Annotated in this window: 17 protein-coding genes and 1 tRNA gene; 6 read left to right on the top strand and 12 right to left on the bottom strand. The window is 42.4% G+C overall.

Annotated elements, in window-relative coordinates; genetic code table 11:
- Positions 1 to 123 precede the first annotated feature (123 nt).
- The 8 genes from HMPREF0623_RS06895 to HMPREF0623_RS06860 form a co-directional block, all read right to left on the bottom strand.
- Positions 124 to 924, bottom strand: a complete 801-nt coding sequence (locus HMPREF0623_RS06895; RefSeq protein ID WP_002829242.1) for a PHP domain-containing protein — start codon at positions 922 to 924, stop codon at positions 124 to 126.
- Positions 925 to 1,031: 107 nt separating this feature from the next.
- On the bottom strand, positions 1,032 to 2,471 hold the full coding sequence (locus tag HMPREF0623_RS06890; protein ID WP_002830821.1) for a 6-phospho-beta-glucosidase: 1,440 nt from the start codon (positions 2,469 to 2,471) through the stop codon (positions 1,032 to 1,034).
- Between the two features lie 127 nt (positions 2,472 to 2,598).
- Positions 2,599 to 3,927, bottom strand: a complete 1,329-nt coding sequence (locus tag HMPREF0623_RS06885) for a glycosyltransferase family 2 protein (protein ID WP_002830820.1) — start codon at positions 3,925 to 3,927, stop codon at positions 2,599 to 2,601.
- A gap of 4 nt (positions 3,928 to 3,931) precedes the next feature.
- Positions 3,932 to 4,435 (bottom strand): hypothetical protein, encoded by a 504-nt coding sequence (locus HMPREF0623_RS06880; protein WP_002830819.1) that lies wholly within the window; start codon positions 4,433 to 4,435, stop codon positions 3,932 to 3,934.
- Entirely contained in the window at positions 4,432 to 5,241 is an 810-nt protein-coding gene (locus HMPREF0623_RS06875) for an EAL domain-containing protein (protein ID WP_004166466.1), read from the bottom strand. Before HMPREF0623_RS06875 ends, HMPREF0623_RS06880 begins: the two co-directional genes overlap by 4 nt.
- Positions 5,242 to 5,407: 166 nt before the next feature.
- Positions 5,408 to 5,728 (bottom strand): thioredoxin family protein, encoded by a 321-nt coding sequence (locus HMPREF0623_RS06870; protein ID WP_002829247.1) that lies wholly within the window; start codon positions 5,726 to 5,728, stop codon positions 5,408 to 5,410.
- A 552-nt stretch (positions 5,729 to 6,280) separates the two neighbouring features.
- Positions 6,281 to 7,231, bottom strand: coding sequence for a diacylglycerol/lipid kinase family protein (locus tag HMPREF0623_RS06865; RefSeq protein WP_036671503.1), 951 nt, complete (start codon positions 7,229 to 7,231; stop codon positions 6,281 to 6,283).
- A gap of 2 nt (positions 7,232 to 7,233) precedes the next feature.
- Entirely contained in the window at positions 7,234 to 8,178 is a 945-nt protein-coding gene (locus tag HMPREF0623_RS06860; protein WP_036671380.1) for an alpha/beta hydrolase, read from the bottom strand.
- Between the two features lie 115 nt (positions 8,179 to 8,293).
- Between HMPREF0623_RS06860 and HMPREF0623_RS06855 the strand changes: the two genes are divergently transcribed.
- Positions 8,294 to 8,366: transfer RNA gene (locus HMPREF0623_RS06855), tRNA-Ala, on the top strand.
- 217 nt (positions 8,367 to 8,583) lie between these two features.
- On the opposite strand, the gene HMPREF0623_RS06850 is transcribed toward HMPREF0623_RS06855, so the two are convergent.
- A complete protein-coding gene (locus HMPREF0623_RS06850) occupies positions 8,584 to 9,090 on the bottom strand; it encodes a MarR family winged helix-turn-helix transcriptional regulator (protein ID WP_002829250.1) in 507 nt (168 codons plus the stop codon).
- Between the two features lie 158 nt (positions 9,091 to 9,248).
- On the opposite strand from HMPREF0623_RS06850, the gene HMPREF0623_RS06845 reads away from it, so the two are divergent.
- The 3 genes from HMPREF0623_RS06845 to pnuC all read left to right on the top strand — a co-directional run bounded on the left by HMPREF0623_RS06845 (position 9,249) and on the right by pnuC (position 12,045).
- Entirely contained in the window at positions 9,249 to 10,184 is a 936-nt protein-coding gene (locus tag HMPREF0623_RS06845; RefSeq protein ID WP_187361949.1) for an ATP-binding cassette domain-containing protein, read from the top strand.
- Positions 10,185 to 10,204: 20 nt separating this feature from the next.
- A complete protein-coding gene (locus HMPREF0623_RS06840) occupies positions 10,205 to 10,981 on the top strand; it encodes an ABC transporter permease (protein WP_002829252.1) in 777 nt (258 codons plus the stop codon).
- A gap of 317 nt (positions 10,982 to 11,298) precedes the next feature.
- Complete coding sequence (gene pnuC / locus HMPREF0623_RS06835; protein ID WP_004166462.1) at positions 11,299 to 12,045, top strand: nicotinamide riboside transporter PnuC; 747 nt, start codon at positions 11,299 to 11,301, stop codon at positions 12,043 to 12,045.
- Positions 12,046 to 12,817: 772 nt separating this feature from the next.
- On the opposite strand, the gene HMPREF0623_RS06830 is transcribed toward pnuC, so the two are convergent.
- The 3 genes from HMPREF0623_RS06830 to HMPREF0623_RS06820 form a co-directional block, all read right to left on the bottom strand.
- Entirely contained in the window at positions 12,818 to 13,831 is a 1,014-nt protein-coding gene (locus HMPREF0623_RS06830) for a linear amide C-N hydrolase (protein WP_036671377.1), read from the bottom strand.
- A 94-nt stretch (positions 13,832 to 13,925) separates the two neighbouring features.
- Positions 13,926 to 14,993, bottom strand: a complete 1,068-nt coding sequence (locus tag HMPREF0623_RS06825) for a zinc ribbon domain-containing protein (RefSeq protein WP_126130434.1) — start codon at positions 14,991 to 14,993, stop codon at positions 13,926 to 13,928.
- A gap of 11 nt (positions 14,994 to 15,004) precedes the next feature.
- A complete protein-coding gene (locus HMPREF0623_RS06820) occupies positions 15,005 to 16,207 on the bottom strand; it encodes a serine hydrolase (RefSeq protein ID WP_004166458.1) in 1,203 nt (400 codons plus the stop codon).
- 435 nt (positions 16,208 to 16,642) lie between these two features.
- On the opposite strand from HMPREF0623_RS06820, the gene HMPREF0623_RS06815 reads away from it, so the two are divergent.
- The gene (locus HMPREF0623_RS06815; protein WP_004166457.1) at positions 16,643 to 17,710 is read left to right on the top strand and encodes a hypothetical protein; all 1,068 of its coding nucleotides are present in this window, start codon (positions 16,643 to 16,645) and stop codon (positions 17,708 to 17,710) included.
- A 49-nt stretch (positions 17,711 to 17,759) separates the two neighbouring features.
- Complete coding sequence (locus HMPREF0623_RS06810) at positions 17,760 to 18,779, top strand: hypothetical protein (protein ID WP_002830805.1); 1,020 nt, start codon at positions 17,760 to 17,762, stop codon at positions 18,777 to 18,779.
- Positions 18,780 to 18,856 lie beyond the last annotated feature (77 nt).

Genomic DNA, 18,856 nt, shown 5'->3' with positions numbered 1-18,856 from the left:
GCAAAAAGATTACGAAGCGGTTTCATTTTATTACCGTTGCTTTACTATCGTCGTTTCCTACGCAAACAAAAAGTGCGCCACCCCAACCTATTTGGAACAACACACTTTCCTTTATTCAAGTTTTTACAAATCTTCTGGAACATTATCAATCGGTATTACGGTCATGGCACCCTGCCGAAAGACGTTGACGTGATGAATGTCGTGAGCTTTCAACATTGCTAATGCATCTTGAAAATGGTTTTCGTAATTAGTAACGTCATGTGCGTCTGAGCCAATCGTGTAACGCTTGCCGCCGAGTTGTTTGTAAATCTCAATAGCGTAATCATACAAACCAATATTGCGATACTTATACATACTCTTGGTGTTCAACTCAAACGCCATGTTATTTTCAATTGCTACTTTAAAAATCTTCGTGAGCAGGACACCTGCCGTCGTAGCAAACTGTCCCGAAGTTAAGTTCAAGCGCCGAACTCCGTAATCAAAATGCGCCAAAACATCCGCGTCGTGATATTCGTTAATTCCTTGCCACATCATTTGGTAGTATTCCTGTGTAACCTTCAACGGATCGAGATGGGCAACCTGTTCATCTTGAAAATCCATTTCGCCATTCTGGTGGAAGCTTAACAGGCGCAAGTCGAACGCGTGATGAGCCATGTAATCCTTAATACGATCAATTTGACCGGCTGAAACGCCAATTTCAACGCCCTTATAGATTCGTTTACCAGTAGCCTTCTTCAATCGTTCAATTTCGGTAACGTATCCGGTATAGTCCGGAATACTATCCTTTTTGTCCGCGTCAGGATTATTAAATTCCAAATGTTCCGTTGAAACGAAATCATCTCCGGAAACTTTTAGGTAATTTTCCATCTTTTCGTCCGAATCAAATGAAAAATCGGTGTGTACGTGTTGGTCATAATACAACATAAATATCGCCCTCCGTTCTTGGTGCAAGCCCTTCCTAATGCTATTTTAGCACAATCAGAGAGTGACCGAACGGATTTAGCTCACAGGATTGATAATTAACCGCCTAATTAAGCCAAGTCTTCTCCATTAGATTGGATAACTTTTTGATACCACGCAAACGAATCCTTCTTAGACCGGTTTAGCGTTCCGTTTCCTTCATCGTCTTTATCAACGTATATAAATCCGTAACGCTTCGACATTTGCCCTGTGGAAGCTGAAACAAGGTCGATGAACCCCCACGGCGTATATCCCATTAAATCCACTCCGTCGAGTTCAACCGCCTTCTCCATTTCTTCAATATGTGCCCGTAAGTAAGCCACGCGGTACGGATCGTGGATCTGGCCGTCTTCCGTCACCTTGTCATAAGCACCCAACCCATTTTCTACAATGAATAGTGGTAAATGATAGCGATCAGTCAACCAGTTCAACGAATAACGCAGTCCAACCGGATCAATCGACCAACCCCAGTCACTAGTTTTAACGTGCGGATTATCCACCACGATCTTTTCCAATGGCAACTCGTCGGCATCCAAATCCATCCCTGCCGGAAGAGCAACCGTGTAAGAACTGTAGTAACTAAATCCAGCGTAATCCACAGTTCCTTCCTTTAAGAGCTGCCGATCTTCTTCGGTAATGTCTGTACGATAGCCCTTCCGCTGGAGGTACGCCTCAATATTCGCCGGATAAACGCCATTTACGTGTACGTCAGAGAACCAGTAGCGACGTTGCATTAGTCGTTCCGCAAGCATGACGTTATTTGGCGCAGAATTCAATGGGTATAGCGGCGTGAAATTGATCATGCAACCAATTTGGAAATCGGGATTGATTTCATGACCTAACTTCACAGCACGGGCGCTCGCTACTAACTCGTAGTGGGCCGCCTGATACATTGCCGCTTCCCGATTTTCCCCGGCCTTAAAAATTAGTCCCGAATTGGTTGCCATCAAAAAGTCGTTGTTGTACATTGTTTGGTTGTTAATTTCGTTAAAGGTCATCCAATACTTGACTTTGTTACGATAGCGTTTAAAACAAACTTCCGCGAACCGAACGAACAGGTCAATCACCCGGCGGTCCGCAAAACCATTGTACTTTTTCACTAAATGATACGGCATTTCAAAATGTGCCAGAGTAACCACTGGCTCAATGCCGTACTTCAAACATTCATCAAACAAGTTGTCATAAAATTGCAAACCGGCTTCGTTAGGTTCTGGATCGTCACCATTCGGGAAAATTCTCGTCCAGGCAATTGAGGTCCGAAACGCTTTGATCCCCAATTCTGCAAATAACTTCACGTCGTCTTTGTAGCGGTGGTAAAAATCAATCCCCTCATGATTGGGATAGTTCTTGCCCGGAACCACTCCGTCAGTGATTTCCCGCGGATGATCTTTAGTGCCGGCGGTCATTACGTCCGCGACGCTCACGCCTTTTCCATCCGCTTGCCAAGCTCCCTCTAGTTGATGAGCAGCTACCGCGCCACCCCACAAGAAATTTTTAGGTAATTTTGTCATGTGCTCGTCTCCCTTGTTAAATTGATGAAATCCCTTACATTTTATTTTGCACCGTCCCATTGATTTTGTACAATTTTTCGGCAAACAAAAAACATGTTTCGCGAATAAAACGCAAAACATGCCACACTTATTGTTTATTCTGTAAAGATTTGCGTTCGGGACTCACCCAGGTCCCCGAACCCAACCCAAAGATGGTTTTTAAGGCTGGGATAAACGTAGTTACCACCGTAATGGGGTTAATCATCCAAAAGAAAAGCATGTACAATGGAGCAAAGATGATGTACTTAAGCTTGGCCGCGTGATGATCGAGTAACAAGGCCGCCAATAGCTGAAAAAAGCCGGCAATGATTTCAAAGGCAATAAAGATAAAGGCCATCATAAAACCATGAAAAACGGTATCGTAATGCCCAGTTAGATACGCGCCACCCATGGTGATTGCGAAAATAATCGCCGTAATCACGAAGAAAAACGACCAGATAATCGAGAGGGTTGAATCGATAAACATCGACATTTGGTAACGGTGTTTGATCGGATGCCGGACGAACTTCTTGATGTTCGTTAACCAGACTTCAGTTCCTCCCTGCGCCCAGCGCTTACGTTGCCGATAAAGATCGCGGATCGATTCTGGCACATTCATGTGGAACACAATGTTAGGTGCAAACCGGGGCACCGCACCAATCATCTGGTGGTCCCAGGCGATGCTAATGTCCTCCGTCGCTCGATTTTGGCGAAAACCACCCACGTCAATTAAAAAGTCCTTCTTATACATGGTGTTGGCGCCACTGTAAGCGTACATCGAATCGTTAACCGCGGTTTGGCTACGCTTGATCACCCCTACAATGCTTGAAAATTCTACCGTTTGGGCTTTGCCAATGATCTTAGTTCGATTTTGGACGTCCATGTTTGCGGTTACCGCAGACGTGTTGATGTCGCGATCACTCAGAAAAAAGTTCATGTACTTCATCAGCGCGTCGGGCTCGGGAATGGTGTCGGCGTCGTTACTTAAAATGTATTCGCCCTTAGCAAAGTACATCCCGATATTGAAAGCGTGAGCCTTCCCCTTATTTTTCTTGATTTTAATGGTGCGTAGCCTTGGATAACGCTCCCGGAGCCGGGCCAAAATCGCAGCGGTCTGGTCCGTGGAACCGTCGTCCATCACTAACACTTCAAAATTATCATAGTTAATTTCTTCAAATAGGTAAGTAATCGTTTCTTCAATCATTACCTCTTCATTATGAGCGGGAATCATGATTGTTACCATCGGCTGCTCTTCTGCAGGCAAATTTCGCCAATTATCGTCACGTTTGTTAGCTTTCAAAAATCGGTAAGATAGCGAGCCGGTAAACCAAAAGAACGCTCCCACTACGGGGTACAAACATAGAATTAATAGTACAAAATTAGTCGCAGTAGCTAAAAAACTTCCTTTGAACAGATTGTTAAATACAATCGGTGCCATGTCCCTACTCCTTATTTAAATCATCCAAGTTAGCTTCCTGATATAGGCGATGAATTTCATCCGTATCCAAATTTTGCTCGGGCTCCACTTCATAGTACTTTACGTTTTCACGAAACTCTTCATCACCAAAACGGTCGGTCATGAATTTCTCTAAACGTGATTCTCGTTTACGCTGATTAATCGGGTTGAACGTCGGCCACTGTTCGGCCAAGCGTTCCCGGCGCCGGTTTTGAATGATGGTCATGCTAACCGCAAATAGGCCCGCCATCGCAAAGGAAAATAGCAAGACCGCTGCTAAGAATTTAATCTCAAAAATTCCTTCCGGATCGGTCCATAAGTGAGGCACCCGCGGATCAGATTGAGCCCATAAAGCAGTTGCTGTAATCACCACGGGAACGATCACCCCGATCCAACCCAAAATAGCGACTAAAGTTTGCCAAATCTTCAGCCACCAATGGCCTTTTTCAAAATACGGGTCGGTATATAACTGTTGCCTTTTATCTTTCATTTTTCTGCACCTCGGTGAACGTCCTCAGGCTTGCCAAAAAGGTAGCCTTGCCGGGCATCAATTTGTAATTGTTCTGCTAACGCTTGATCCGCAGCATTTTCAATCCCTACTAAAACCAATTTAATATGGTTCTTGCGTGCCAAACGATTCCAAAACTGAAGGTTTAAATCAAGCCATTCGTGCGGGTCTTCTTTACGGAAACTTCGCATCGAAGCCTTCAAAATATCAATTTCAGGTAAGAGCCATTCAATACTTTTTAAATCATTTAGTTCCGAGCCCACGTTATTAACGGCAAATTGCATCCCGTAATTTCGCCCCATTTGGATTTGTTGCCTCAATAAGCGCCGGTTCACCCGTTTTTCCATGGCTTTAATCGAAATTTCTACCGCCAAATTCATTGGTTCAATTTTTGTAATTGCCCACCGAATAAAGTATTCAAAATCCCGACTACTAATTTGTTGGTAAGTTAGTTTGATGGAAAGGGTGACCGGCTCCGTTGGCAAGGAAACGAAGGTGTCCTCTAATAAATCAATCACGCGTCGTAACGGTAACGAATTAAAGTCTTGCGGCAACGTCCATTGCCCTGCGGCGTCCTGGGTGCGCAATAAGCATTCGTAACCCGTAATTCGGCCGTGTCGGTCAACCTGCTTCTGAATAAAATAGCGTAGCGGAATGTGTGGGTCACGCAAATAATTACCGCCCCGATGCCTCGTTTTCCAAAAGTAAACTCCAATAATAACCACCGTCAAAACCGCCATTAAAATCGCTAGCCAAAACAAAAAATCTTCTAGTTGATTTAGCGTCATTGTGCTACCTCACCATATATGCTGATATTTTTAATATGTTCAGTTTTTTATACATCAGAGAAGCATTTTACCCTAAAAAGAGTTTAAAATCGAGGAAATATTTGCACAAAATAAAACGGGCCTAAAAGATTGCTCTTTTAAGCCCGCATATTCATCTTTAAAAGTACTAAGCAATGCTTTGAATGAACTCCTCAACTTCTGCTGGGGTGTGACGTTCGCCTTTTCCAAAGCGTGCCAATTCCTTGCCATCTTCTAACGCGATGAAACTAGGAATTCCCATAATGCCAAAGTGTTGAGCTACTTCCAAGTTGTCGTCACGGTCAACCGTGATCCAATCGTATTGGTCGTATTTCTTCATGATTTCAGGCATTGCTGGTTTGATGAACGCACAATCTGGGCACCATCCGGCGGTAAAGAAGAGCATCTTCTTACCAGTTTTAATTGCATCAAAAATTTCTTCGTTAGTTAAGTTTGCTTGATTACTCATTATGAACGTCTCCTTTTATAAGGTCGCTAGCTAACCGAAAGTTGAACTTACTTTTTGTAAGCTAACTTTATATTAATATTCTAACAGCTTCTTTTGACTTTGACAACTGAATCATCTCAGCTTAACCAAAACACAAAAAAACACACCCAGACCGGCTCTAGGTGTGCTAGCAAAAAAATAAAGAAAGATATCAATAATCTCAATGTGAGGCAGTTGTTTAATAGAAAATGGGGTATGAAGTTTCTAAATTTAAAATCTAGAAACTTCATTTTTTCTACCATGCCAAACGCGTAGTTCTTAACTACGATTATTATATTAATACTTTAAACCTTGTATAGTGTCTCAATTTTTTAATTAAAATGACTAAAATCAGAAATTTAAAGAAAATCTATCGGATAAAACACAAAGTCGGACCCCATTACGGCTTTAAAATCGCTAAAAACTCAAAATTTATCCATCTAAGCTTTAAGTTTAGTACTTTTCCGATTCGTTTTAGTAGGTTCAACTGTCTAAAATATCCACCTTATCCAACAGTTTTTCACGTGGAACAATTTATTTAGTTTGCAACGTGAACCAAAAGGACTGTTTGACCGTCCAAACTTTCAAATCAAAGGGTTGGTAAGGTAAATCTTCTCCATTGACTTGACCATGTTCCGGAGCAAAGGAGTGCACCAGAACTTCCCGCCCCGTCGCAAAGAACACGTCAGGCATCGCTAAATGGGAACCATCCTTCAACAGCTTGGCAAAAAGGCGAATAAAACGCAATAGCGTTAATTTCTCCGTAATCACCACGTCTAATTTGCCATCATCTAACCGAGCCTGCGGAGCAATTCCCACCCCGCCACCAAAATATTTGATGTTCGTAATCGAAACCAAAAAGGCATTTTTAAATTGTTGGGTTTTCCCGTCGATCGTTACACTCATGGGGAAACCCTTTTGTTTAACCAGCGTTTTTAACAACGCGGAAATGTACGCGGTTGATTCTAAGTGCCATTTGCTTAACTTGATTTTTTGCCCTTGGTTGGCTTGGTAAACGACACTGGCGTCAAACCCAATTCCCACGTTGTTACTAAAGTAGTGGACCACCGGCTCCTTGCGGTCTTGGTATGCTCCGACGTCTAAAATGGTCGGCTGAGTCGTTTGGATCAACTGTTGTAAAGCCAAATACGGGTCGCGGGATAAACCCACGGCCCGGGCAAAATCATTTCCTGATCCCGCCGGAATGTATCCCAACGGAATCGTTGCATCAACACGTTGGACGCCTTCAAGAACTTCCATGAGGGTGCCGTCCCCGCCAAATGCGACAATTATCCACCCCTTCCGATGACTGGTAGCAAATTGTTGTGCTAATTCAATGGCATGTCGGGGGTATTCGGTAACCACGCTGTCAAACTCAACCTGGTTTTGGACCAATAAATGGTGCATTTTTTGCCAAGTTTCGGCCGAATGGCGGGCCCCCGCCCATTTATTGATAATAAAGTAGTATTTCATCTGCTTACTCATCATTACTTCACAAACTTCTCCAAGAAGTGCGCCACCTCTTCGCGATAACGCTTTGGATCAGCCTTCAGGGCTTGCACGTGGTCCGCTTGGTTGACCAGATATACCCGACTTGGTACTTGGGCAGCCTCCACTAAGTCGTCCAACATTTCAATTGGCACAAACCGGTCCGCTTCGCCATGGATAAACATAATCGGTACCCGAACCTTTTTGATTTGGGCTTCGATGTCGGCTTCCTTAAATGAATATCCGGCCTCTTTTTCCGTTAACAGACTAGCAATTAGCGCTAGCTCTCGAGGCGGTAAGTGGTAGTAGCGCTTGAGGCGGTGCCGGAACTGTTGATCAAGCCGGTTGAAACTACTGTCCTCGATCACTGCCACCACGTTAGACGCAATGTCAGGTTCTCCAGCAGCCGCAATTACCGTGGCCGCTCCCATGCTGATTCCCATCAAGACAATCTTTTCATCGGCGTTAGTTAGCATTACCGCACGTTGCACCCAACGCACATAATCACGCCGGTCTAACCAACCAAAGCCGATTAGATTTCCTTCACTTTCACCATGACTGCGGGCGTCCGGCATCAACACGTTATAACCCAGTTCGTAAAAAATCTTCGCGTAAGGGATCATTTGCCGACGAGCGTGATGGTACCCGTGCGCCAAGATCACCGTGTGTTTGGTGGGTTGCGGTTGGCGAATGAAGGAAGCCTTTAATTGCAGTCCATCTTCGCTAAGCATTTGTATCGTTTCCGGATGTTGCTGGTTGAACCACGCCAAATTTAAGGCGTCATTATCTTCACTTTCCGAGCGTTCAATCGCCCGGTTTTTCGCTTTTTCGGTATTTTTAATGCCTACTAAGAAACTTGCGTAACCACCGATTCCCATACCAGCGGTCACGCCGACTAGTGCCGCACCGAGTCCGGCCAACACATATTTAGTGCTTCTCTTCATCTTTTGAGGCTCCTTATCTTTCCTTAAAAAATCATTCTTCTGCAATAAAAATTTACTTTCTTTCATAAATACTATATCAATTTTCCGCAGAAAAGTGCTATAGTATTTATGTAAAGGGTCCGTAGCTCAGTTGGGAGAGCATCTGCTTCGCATGCAGGGGGTCGACGGTTCAAGTCCGTTCGGATCCATTATCGGTTACATAAATTAATGATAAGTACCAAACTTTTCCGGGAGAAACGTCTCGCAGGTAAAGACTTGGTTAACGAATGGAGGGCTGAATTTTGGATTCGGCTCTTTTTTATTCAGCAATTTATTTTAGCTTTCCCACCACTTAAAAAACTCATAATTATTGAAGTGTTGTTTTCAACAATTATGAGTTTTTCACTTATTTTCGTCCGTTTCAAGTTATTTCAAGTCCTCATCAATATGGCGCTTCAATTGACTAAACCGAATCCGATTTCCGATATTCTGAATCCCGTGCAGCTTAAGGTCCTCTCGAATTCCATTATTCATTTTATCAAGGATTGCTGCTAGTTGAGCTCGTTCGTCGTCATTTAAATAATCCAAATATTCAGGAATATAAAACAAACTCTTCTTTGCTTCTTTTTTGCCTTTTTCGGTTAATTTGATGAGTTGTACACGGCCATCAGTGGGCGACTTTTGTTTGGTAACGTAGCCTTTTTTTAGTAATTTGGCAATGAATTCCGCAATTGACTGCACACTAATCCCCAAGCGCTGCGATAGTTCTTTTTGTGAGATATTATCGCCCTCGCTTAAGGCCACTAAAATTTTATTTTGTCCCTTAAACACTGGCAAATGGCGTTCTGCCTGTTCGTCAGCCATGTTTTGCAATGCTGTAAATTCAAATAATTTAGCCGCTAATTGGTGTTTTTTTACTAGTTCATCCAACATAACTCACCCGTCTCTCACTTATATGTCCCTATTATATCAAGCCGTTTGACAGATTAAAACTAAATAATCAGGTCCCTTGACTATTTAATCAGGCACCCTTATAATATTTTTCGTCAGGGCCCCTGAATATCATCAAACACTTTAAGGGAGGGTTTATCATTAACACCAAATATGCAATTGAAATTAACAATTTAAATAAAACGTACGGCAACCAGAGTGCGGTAAAACAAGTTTTCTTTAAAGTCAAACGCGGAGAAGTATTTGCCTTACTTGGTCCTAATGGAGCTGGAAAAACCACTATTCTACGGATGTTAACTACCTTATTAAAACCTACCAGCGGTTCACTCAGAATCATGGGACACGATGTTCAAGCTGAACCTCAGACCGTCCGAACCTTTTTTGGTTTGACCGGTCAATATGCTTCGATTGACGAAGATTTATCTGCTCGGGAAAATTTAACGTTCTTTGCTCGTTTGAACGGACTTTCTCGCCAGCAAGCTAAGCAGCGGACTACCGAGCTGCTTGAAGAATTTTCATTAGTAAATTCCGCGGATAAAGCAATTGCTGCCTTTTCTGGTGGCATGCGCCGGCGCTTAGATTTAGCAGTTAGTTTAATTGCCCGTCCCCAAATCATTTTCTTGGATGAACCCACCACCGGGCTGGACCCTCGCACCCGTTCACAGATGTGGGATACCATCCGCAAATTGGTTGCTTCGGGATCGACGATTGTCTTAACCACCCAATACCTTGAAGAAGCCGACGCATTAGCTGATCGCATCGCGGTAATTGACCACGGCAAACTGGTCGGGTTAGGAACTCCCGATGAATTAAAGGCCCAAGTTGGCGGGGAAAAGTTGCGTCTAGCGGTGAAAAACAAGCTTCAAGCCCAGCAAGCCTGCCAAATCCTCACTGCAATTACGCAAGAAAAGGTTTACCAAGCTGGTAATGAGATCACGGCACCGCTTCGAGACGTAAATGGATTAGCCGATATCCTTAACCAACTTCGTGCTTCTAACATCCAAATAACTACGCTCGCTGTTGAAAAACCATCGCTAGACGACGTCTTCTTTGCCATGACGGTAGGTAAAAACTAACTTATTAGGAGGATTTAGCAATGTTTAACACAACTACTCGAAAAACGAATATTATTGCAAGCACCGGTACCATGACTTATCGTAATTTATTAAAAACGCTGCACAATCCCGATGAGCTACTTGACGTGGTCGTTCAACCCGCCCTGTTTATGTTGCTTTTCGGATATCTATTTAGCGGGGCTATCTACGGTAACGTAAGTTCTTATTTAAAGATTTTAGTTCCTGGAATTCTAATGCAGTCCTTAATTTCCGCAGCTTCCGGTTCAGCCACCCAGATTAGTACTGACATCCATTCTGGCATTTACGATCGTCTTAAATCATTACCGATTCCGCAAGTTGCTCCCCTTGCCGGCCAACTCTTTGCTGACATTTTACGGTTAATCGTCGCAGCGACCGCAGCTTTATCGACCGGTTATTTGATGGGGTGGCGTCCCGAAGCTGGATTAGGATGGCTAAGCATGGTTATCTTTTTGGACATATTTTTAGGCTGGGCCTTAAGCTGGATATTCGCGCTTTATGGATTGGTTGCTAAAAGCCCTACGTTAGTTGAAAGTGTGTCCTTAATGACCATGCTAGTATTAGTATTCCTTTCAAACGCCTTTGTACCGGTTAAATCCTTGCCCCGCTTCATGCAGATTTTAGTAACGATAAACCCGGTATCTCACGTAATTAGTGCCAATCGCGCCATGTTAAATGCGGGATACTGGCCGCGGGAGGCTTGGATAGTTTTATGTGCGGGGATTGGCATTGTTGCCGTTTTTGCGCCAATTACCGTTTTGGTTTATAAGCGGAAATAATTGTTTGGAATCCTTGACCATCAAACTAGATGCATTTTTAAGTTAGTTCATTTTATTAAAAATTATTCTCACAACCTAGTTCTATACCAATTTCCCGCAAAAAAATTTATCATAACGATTACGAGTGATTTATTTCACTGCAAGCCCGTTCTCATCGGGTTCCTTTTATCGCAGAATTGGTCTAGTAAACTTTTACGGGTCTTACCTTCTGGAATTAATCCGCGTATACTATTTGGGTACTGCTTTTTTAATAAGTTTTTAAGCCTGAATCAGCTTTCTACCGGGCTAATACAAATCATAGAAAGAAGGACTTTATTTTGCAAAGTACACAAGACACAGATTTACGTTACAATCCTCAATCACCAATGCGGGTGTTTAACTTGCATTGGTATAAGGACCAGATGAGCGGGTGGATGACTTCGAGCTACATATTGTTAGCTTGCGGTACCCTTTTTCTTTTAGCAACGGGCCTATACCACAACTTTAACGCCCTCGGAATCACTTCCACCATCGCTGGAATAATTGGTTTTACGTGTACTTTGAGTATTACCAACGGCAAACCCATCAACGGGGTGTTGGGATTCGTTTCCGCCTTGATGCTGATTTATGTAGCCTCAATTACCGGCAACTACAGCGACGTGGTGATGCAAACTGCCTACATCTTCTTGTTGGATATTCCGGTTGTGCTCAATAAGAACTGGAACAGTAGCGAAGGACTCTCTCCACGTTTGCTAACCGGTAAATACATCGGGCAAACCGTAGTGACGTTCATCATTTTTTGGGTAATTACCTACGGCTTAGACACCGTAATCTTGACGAGTCCACGTCCAGTGATCGATTCGCTTAGCGCAACGATTGGCTTAACCGGGGCCGTGCTGACGGTTCGGCGCTTCCGTTCTAGCTATTACTTCTGGTTTGCACAAAGCATCATGAGTATCACCTTATGGAGCGTAACGGCAATTGCCGGACATCCCGTTTGGGTACTTTTCTTTACCTACTGCCTATACTTGCTAAACGACATTATTGCTTTGGCAAGCAGTAAATGGTTCCACGACCGCGCTTAAAATCAGTAAGCAATTGAAAAAAATGGAAATTTTCAGATTTTTGGAAATTTCCATTTTTATTTTTGGTTTAATCATTTTTTAAAAAAACATATGACACTTTTAAGCTTGGATAGAATTCCAACACATTGGTATTTCATGATAAACTTATTGCGTAGAAAAGTTGAGACGGTGGCTAAACCCTTATAGAAAGTGGGGTGATGCCTATGATTAATAAGTATTGTTCCACTAGAAAGGAATAGTATGTCAGTGTTCCAGGCACTAACATTAGCAATTAGTTTTGCTTTGTTAGTAATTGAAATATTGAAATTTAATCAAAAAAAATAACCGTCTAACAACTTTGGCAGGTTGATCGGTTATTTTTTACCATTAACAATGTCACCGTCTTAAACGGTTCTACGGGGGAAGCCATGAGTTCCAGCTCATAGCTTCCCTTTCTTTTACAAAACTATTATAACACCCTTTTAGCAGAAGTGATATTCTAAAACGATTCTCGGAAAGAGCTTGATTGCCTTAAATCATGGATTATTTCTCTTTGCATAAAGAAAAACAAGCGTGGGACGAACGACGAGTAGTTTGTGAGCATTAACTAAAAATCGACATTATGCCTGAATTTGGCAGTGTCGATTTTAGGTTAAGCAGAACAAACTAAATTTTGGCTCTATTGAAGTAAAACCACCAAAACAACTTTTTAAGAGTTTTTTCATCCTTGAAAAGCATTTCTTTAGTTTTTTCCAGCCTCTTATTTTCATTTTTTAAATTAACTTCAAATCCATTAAACTTCGTGCACGTAGTCACCACGGTCAATGGCGGTATAACTAATTTCTTGCACATCCGTGTTCAACGTTTGCTTAGTAAACGCCAAACCTAACCCGGTTTGAACGTAAACTGCCCGTTTTTGGAGGTCATATCCTGACCAGTAGCGGGTGTAGTCAGAAATTGGTGCATCAGCCGTCTTGCGTTCGATACCTTCGGGAATAATTACCGGACGGAAAGCTGCGTAAAGTTGGGCAATTCCGCGGTCAGCAGTGAAATCATCCATTGCATTCGCGATGGTAAAACTACGGACAAACCGTGCTGGTGAGGTGTATGAACCAGGAAGTCCAGCCATTCCGTAGCCGGTTCCGCCTTCAATTGGTGGTAAGGTTACGCCGTTTTTATAAGTCCGCGGATCCTTCACGTCTACGTCGGTTAATCCCAAGTAGTTGCGCAAGTTGGTAGTGTGCCAGCTGTATTCAGGGCTGTTAGTTACTACCCCAACTGAATCGTACAACTTGAAAGCTCCGTTTTCGACCGGTTCCAAAACTACTCCGTCGCCACTTTCGTCAACGAAATTGTAATGGAGCGGGAAAGTAAATCCTTGCCCATTAACTTGGGTTGCTTGATCTGCTAATCCAAATTCTTGATAATGCTCCCGGATCTCAGCCACGTTTTTGAAGTGAGTCAAAACGTATGTAACAAATTCCGTGTTCATGAGCGGCGTTAGTCCCCGTCGCTTCAAGTTTTCTAACGAGTCAGCGGTGCTTTCAAATAGAACCTGCAAGTCGCCCGCTAGGCCAGCTTCGTTAATTCCGTCAAATAAAATTGGAGTGCCCTTAACTCCGACTCCCATCGTGGTATATTTGGCCGTCCAATCAGTCAGTTGACTAGCAACTTTCGCTTCCGCTGGGATGGTGGTAATCACGCTTTCCGCACCCCCATCTTCACCGAACATCGTCATTGCTAAATCCATGGTTCGGCCCCAGAATTTGGCACCATTTTCTGCAGTAAGTTTAATACTCGTGCACATACTTTGTCCCTCTTTCTTTTCGAATACCTCTTTTATAGCACTTTTGCCTATCGGATAAAAGAATGTGAAACTTTTTAGGGACAAATATTTTTTCTTAGTTAAAGCTAGTTCCCACCTGGGTGATTGCGGGAATTAAGAGGTGTTCCACTCCTAGGTAAAGTGCGATGAATAACACTGCTTCAGCTAAGATGGCTACGTAAATACGGTCAAATTCAAACTTCAACTTTTCTTCGAAGAAGGTGGCAATGAAGCCAAGGTTTAAGCCCGCTAATGCCATTCCAAGCAACGCCCGGAACAAAATATCTGGCATGTCAGTGGTTACTTCGTCAACCAATTCGGGACCAGCTACAAAAAGCATTCCCAAAGCTAGTAATCCGAGTACCAAGACGTAGTTTACAAAGTGCGCTAACTTATTGGTGTAAGTGAACCAAGTAACCGTCTGTCCCTTTGCTCCTAAGAATTGAGTGACTAAAATCCCCACCAATACCATCAAAGCGAACAACACCGCAAAAATTGCTAAGAATTTTAGAAACACCCCGAAAGTAAAAGGATTTTCCATGATTACACTTACTTTAACTTTACTATCCAACGCGTTAAAAGTTTGGCGTCCCGAAACTATTAGTATTAGTGCGCTAACAATTGCAAAAATTACAAAAGTGGTAATCCCATATAGCGGATTGGTGGTTTCTGGGTAACTAAACGGATGTTTGACCGACGTGGTTAGCCAGTTCCAGTAGCTTTTAGCATATTCTTTGGTTTGGTCTACCGTTGCGCTAACCTTTTCTTTATCAATAGTTGCGGAAGTTGTCGTCGAGTTAGCGTCGTTGGCTGCCTCTTTAGCAGTTGTTGCTGTGGTCGTCGAGGCTTCTTGGGCCTGAGTCGCAGACGTTGGGGCCTTGGTTTCATCTACCGCATCACTTTCGGGTGCTGACGCGGTGGCCGTCGTTTTTTCAACCTTCAAATCAGTTGCGGCTGATGCAGCACTAGTTGTCGTGAACCCCGTTTCTTGGGTGGTTGCTGGCTTTTCAGTCACCTTTTCCTTTTCTGCTGCTGAATCAGTTGGCGCTTCCGAAGCCTGCATTTGGGCCACCGAGGTGCCGCAACTAGTGCAAAATTGATCTCCTGGTTCGATTGCAGTTCCACATTTAGTACAAAATTTCATTTCCTTCACTCCTACTCTAGTAATCCTTTATACATTACTGAACCAAAACTATTCATCGCGTTAATTTGCTCGTCACGTTGCCCGTCTTGAGACATTACTACGATGACAAAGGCGCCCTTTTGATTGCCAAAAATTGCAGCGTCATTTTCCACTCCGTAGTCGTCAAATTCCCCGGTTTTGTTGTAAACCGTGGCTTCAGTCGGCAAATCGTGTGGCAACTTAGTATGATTTCCGTTTTGCTTCAAAATCGTTAGCATTTCTTCGTCATACTTTCGGGAAACCATCTGATGGTTATAAATTTTCTTTAACGCGGTGCCCAAATCCTTAGCAGATGTGTAGTTGTCCTTACCGTCTTCCAAGGCATCCGTGTCCATCAACATTCGCTCTAACTTGGTGTCGGTGGCTCCCATCTTATCAATCTGGTGGTTAACAGCCGCCATACCGCCTAACTTGCGAATCATGATGTTTGCCGCAGTATTGTCGCTATCTTCCATCATGTAGCCGATCAAATCCTTAATGGAAATCTTGGTTCCGTCCGCCATTTCCCGCAGTTTACCGGTACCGTCTACCTTATCGCTATCAGTTAACGTATAGTCATCCGATAAGCTTAATTCCCCATCCTTGACTTGTTGGTAAGCCGCAATCATGACAAACAACTTGATGTCGCTTGCCGCCCGTTGCGGTTGGTCATTGAAGTCAACTTCAGTATCCGAATCAACCGGCGATACATAAACGGCGTTATCTCCCGAAATGTCACCAAACGCATCCCTAATCGTCCCTTCCACTGTGCTCTTAGGAAACGCCAAATGCTTTTTAGTTGGCGCCGACGAAGTCTTTTTCTGAGGCGCCGACGACACGGAAGACGTTGATTTTGACGAGGCAACCTTTGCCTGATCCGAATGCGTAATGCCAGATAAGATTGTGGGGTTGTTTTTGTAGATAAAAAAGCCCACAAATCCAATCGCTAAAATTATTCCTGCCGTAATCCAAAGCCAGCCCGTGTGCTTCTTACGTTTTACGGCTGCTTGATGTTCTTCCCGAGTCACGCTAGGTTCGGTCGGTGCTGATTGCTTAGGTGCTGGTTGAGGTATCGTCGATGCAGTTTGCGAGGTCACTGGAGTTGGTTGCGTCGCTGGCTGTCGTAACGCGGTTCCGCACTTTCGGCAAAACTTAGCTCCAGGTTTATTCTTTGTTCCACAATTTTGACAAAACATTGCTACCCTCCTGGTATTATTAAATACACATATTCTCAATAAATATTATCATAGTAAAGAAGTCTCCGAAAGAGTTCTCCATTTAAAATAATTTATTTTTGTTGTTTATCGACCCTAATAAAAAAGAATGGGAAGCCGTTCCAATCTCCCATCCTTTAATTTCTTGGGTATATTTATAAAAGATGTTTTTATATAGAAATATTTGCTTAGCTAATTTTTTCTCAATAGCATTCGCAAAATAAAATAAACTTTATCGAGGCGTTTTATTAGTGTTCAAATTTGTTACATGATATTATTAATCCATTCACAAGTGACAATAAATATTTACGAAGGAGGGTGTCTCCGATGGGCTCGGCATTCTGTACTGCATAAACCAACCTAGACTAAAAATTTATAACCATTTCTGCTTCGTACTTATGTATTTAATACACAAATATGGAAGCGTTACCAAAACGTTTACGACGAAAGGAAGTGTTTCAAATGCAAAAAAAGACCATGTTAACCGCACTCATCGCCTTAGGTTTCATCACTCCAATTATTTCCAATACCGGGGCTTCGGCAGCTACACTCAATCAAAGCAACCCCAATGCTTCAGCACTTATTCAAAAAAAGTTCCAAGGACAACCGGATTCACCTAAACTCTCGGAAAAGCAACTTAAGGTCCAAGATAGCGACATCGAAACTTGGATGCCTAATCCAACGGTTCGAGAATCCGTTTTAGACTTCCTTATTACACTTAATTACCTTCCAAAAGGCAGTACGGTTAATGATATTACTAAAGACTTACTGGGTTCTATTAAATCTAGAGACCGTGTTCCGATTGAGGTTAATACATTCGCGGGGGGCCAAATCACTCCTAATCTAAGCGAGGGGTTGCAATACATTAACCCCCAAACTAGGGTAACCATAGAAATTATGGATGCGGACGATTCTCAATTAATGAACTTAGATTTTGCACAATTACACCAAAACGTTGACCATTGGCTTATTTATATAGTTAACCCCGAAAAATCTGCTAATTCGAAGTTAATGCAAAAGGCAATCGATACTAACCTTCCTAATAAGGAGAACACTCAAGGCGATCCGGGAATTTATTACGTACGCGGCAACCTCATCAATAATGGAAGCAAGCTCGTTGCTGCACCATCTAAATCAATTGACATTAGTAAAACTCTTTTTCCAGATATTAGTCTAACTGATGATGATTTTTGGAAAGAAATTGATCGTTCAAAATTTCAAATTCACACTATGATTAGCACATTAATAACCAAGAATAATTTACGTGTTCTAAACCATGACAAATATTACTCTTTTAAAGAAGAACCTGAAGGTAACTATGCTGGCACTTTGGCTCAAACAACAGATTCTATTTCTGCTATGCACGACGTAGCTGATAATCCAGAAAATTATTACGCTTGGCTTGCTAACACCTTTGTATATAAGGATGGACAGCATCAACGAATGGCTGTAGGGAGTATTATTTACGCCGATTACCACAAATAAACGATTAGATTTAACATCGCATTTATAATTTCGAAAGGAAGTGTTTCCCATGCACAAAAAAACCATGTTAACCGCACTCATCGCTTTAGGATTTGTTACGCCAATCATTGTTAATAGTGAAATATCAGCAGCTGAAATCAACAAGAATACTCAGCCTGCTGCCGAACTTATCCAAAAAATGAACGACAAACAGCAGGACTTGCCGAAACTCACAGAAAAGCAACTGAAAGTACAAGATAGCGATATTGACACTTGGATGCCGAACCCAACCGTTCGCGAGCTACTATTAGGAATGCTTATTAAGGGTAACTATCTACCTGCAGGTAGTACTGTTAACGAAATCACCAAAGATTTATTAGGTTCAGTTAGAAATCAGGAGACATTTTACTTTGAAATCAATGCCTTTAAGGGAGGACAGATCACTCCTAACGTCAGTGAAGGACTTCAGTATTTTAATCCAAAAGCTAAAGTAGGTTTAGCTTTAGTAGACGCAAATGAAGCCCAAATCATGCAAGTAAATTTTGCCCAACTTCATCAAAATGTTAGCCAATGGGGAGTGTACATTATTAATCCTGAAAAAATTGCTAATCCCCAAATAGCAAGAAAGGTAATTGACGAAAAACTACCCATCAAAACCGATAATGCTCGTAACATGCCAACCATTCAATATATGCGTGCAAACTATTCTGACAGTAAAAGTTCTGTGTCACCCGTGCTAACTGAGTCGATTAACATTAGCGACACTCTTTCTCCAACTATTAATCTATCCAGTAATGATTTTTGGAAAGAAAATGATCCTTCTTTATTCACCCGGCACGCCATGGCCGGTACTTTAAGAAATAGTGATAATTTAAAACGGGTTGGCCTTTTTTTCAGTTTCAGAGAAACTTCTGAGGGTAATTTCTTAGGTTCCCTACCTGAAGAAATAGCAAATAGCAACATCATGAAAGAAGTTGCGCAAGACCCACAGGATTATTACACTGAGTTTAGATTCAATAATATTTACGACGATGGGCAACATCAAGATATTCATTTAAGTAGCGAAATTTACGCTAATTTCCATAAATAACTTATCACACCAGTAATATACCAAAAACTAGCAAGAATAGCATATTTTCATATTCTTGCTAGTTTTTTATTTTCCAA

The sequence above is a fragment of the Pediococcus acidilactici DSM 20284 genome (assembly GCF_000146325.1).
Classification (GTDB): Bacteria; Bacillota; Bacilli; order Lactobacillales; family Lactobacillaceae; genus Pediococcus; species Pediococcus acidilactici.
This window is presented reverse-complemented; position numbering and strand designations above follow the sequence as displayed.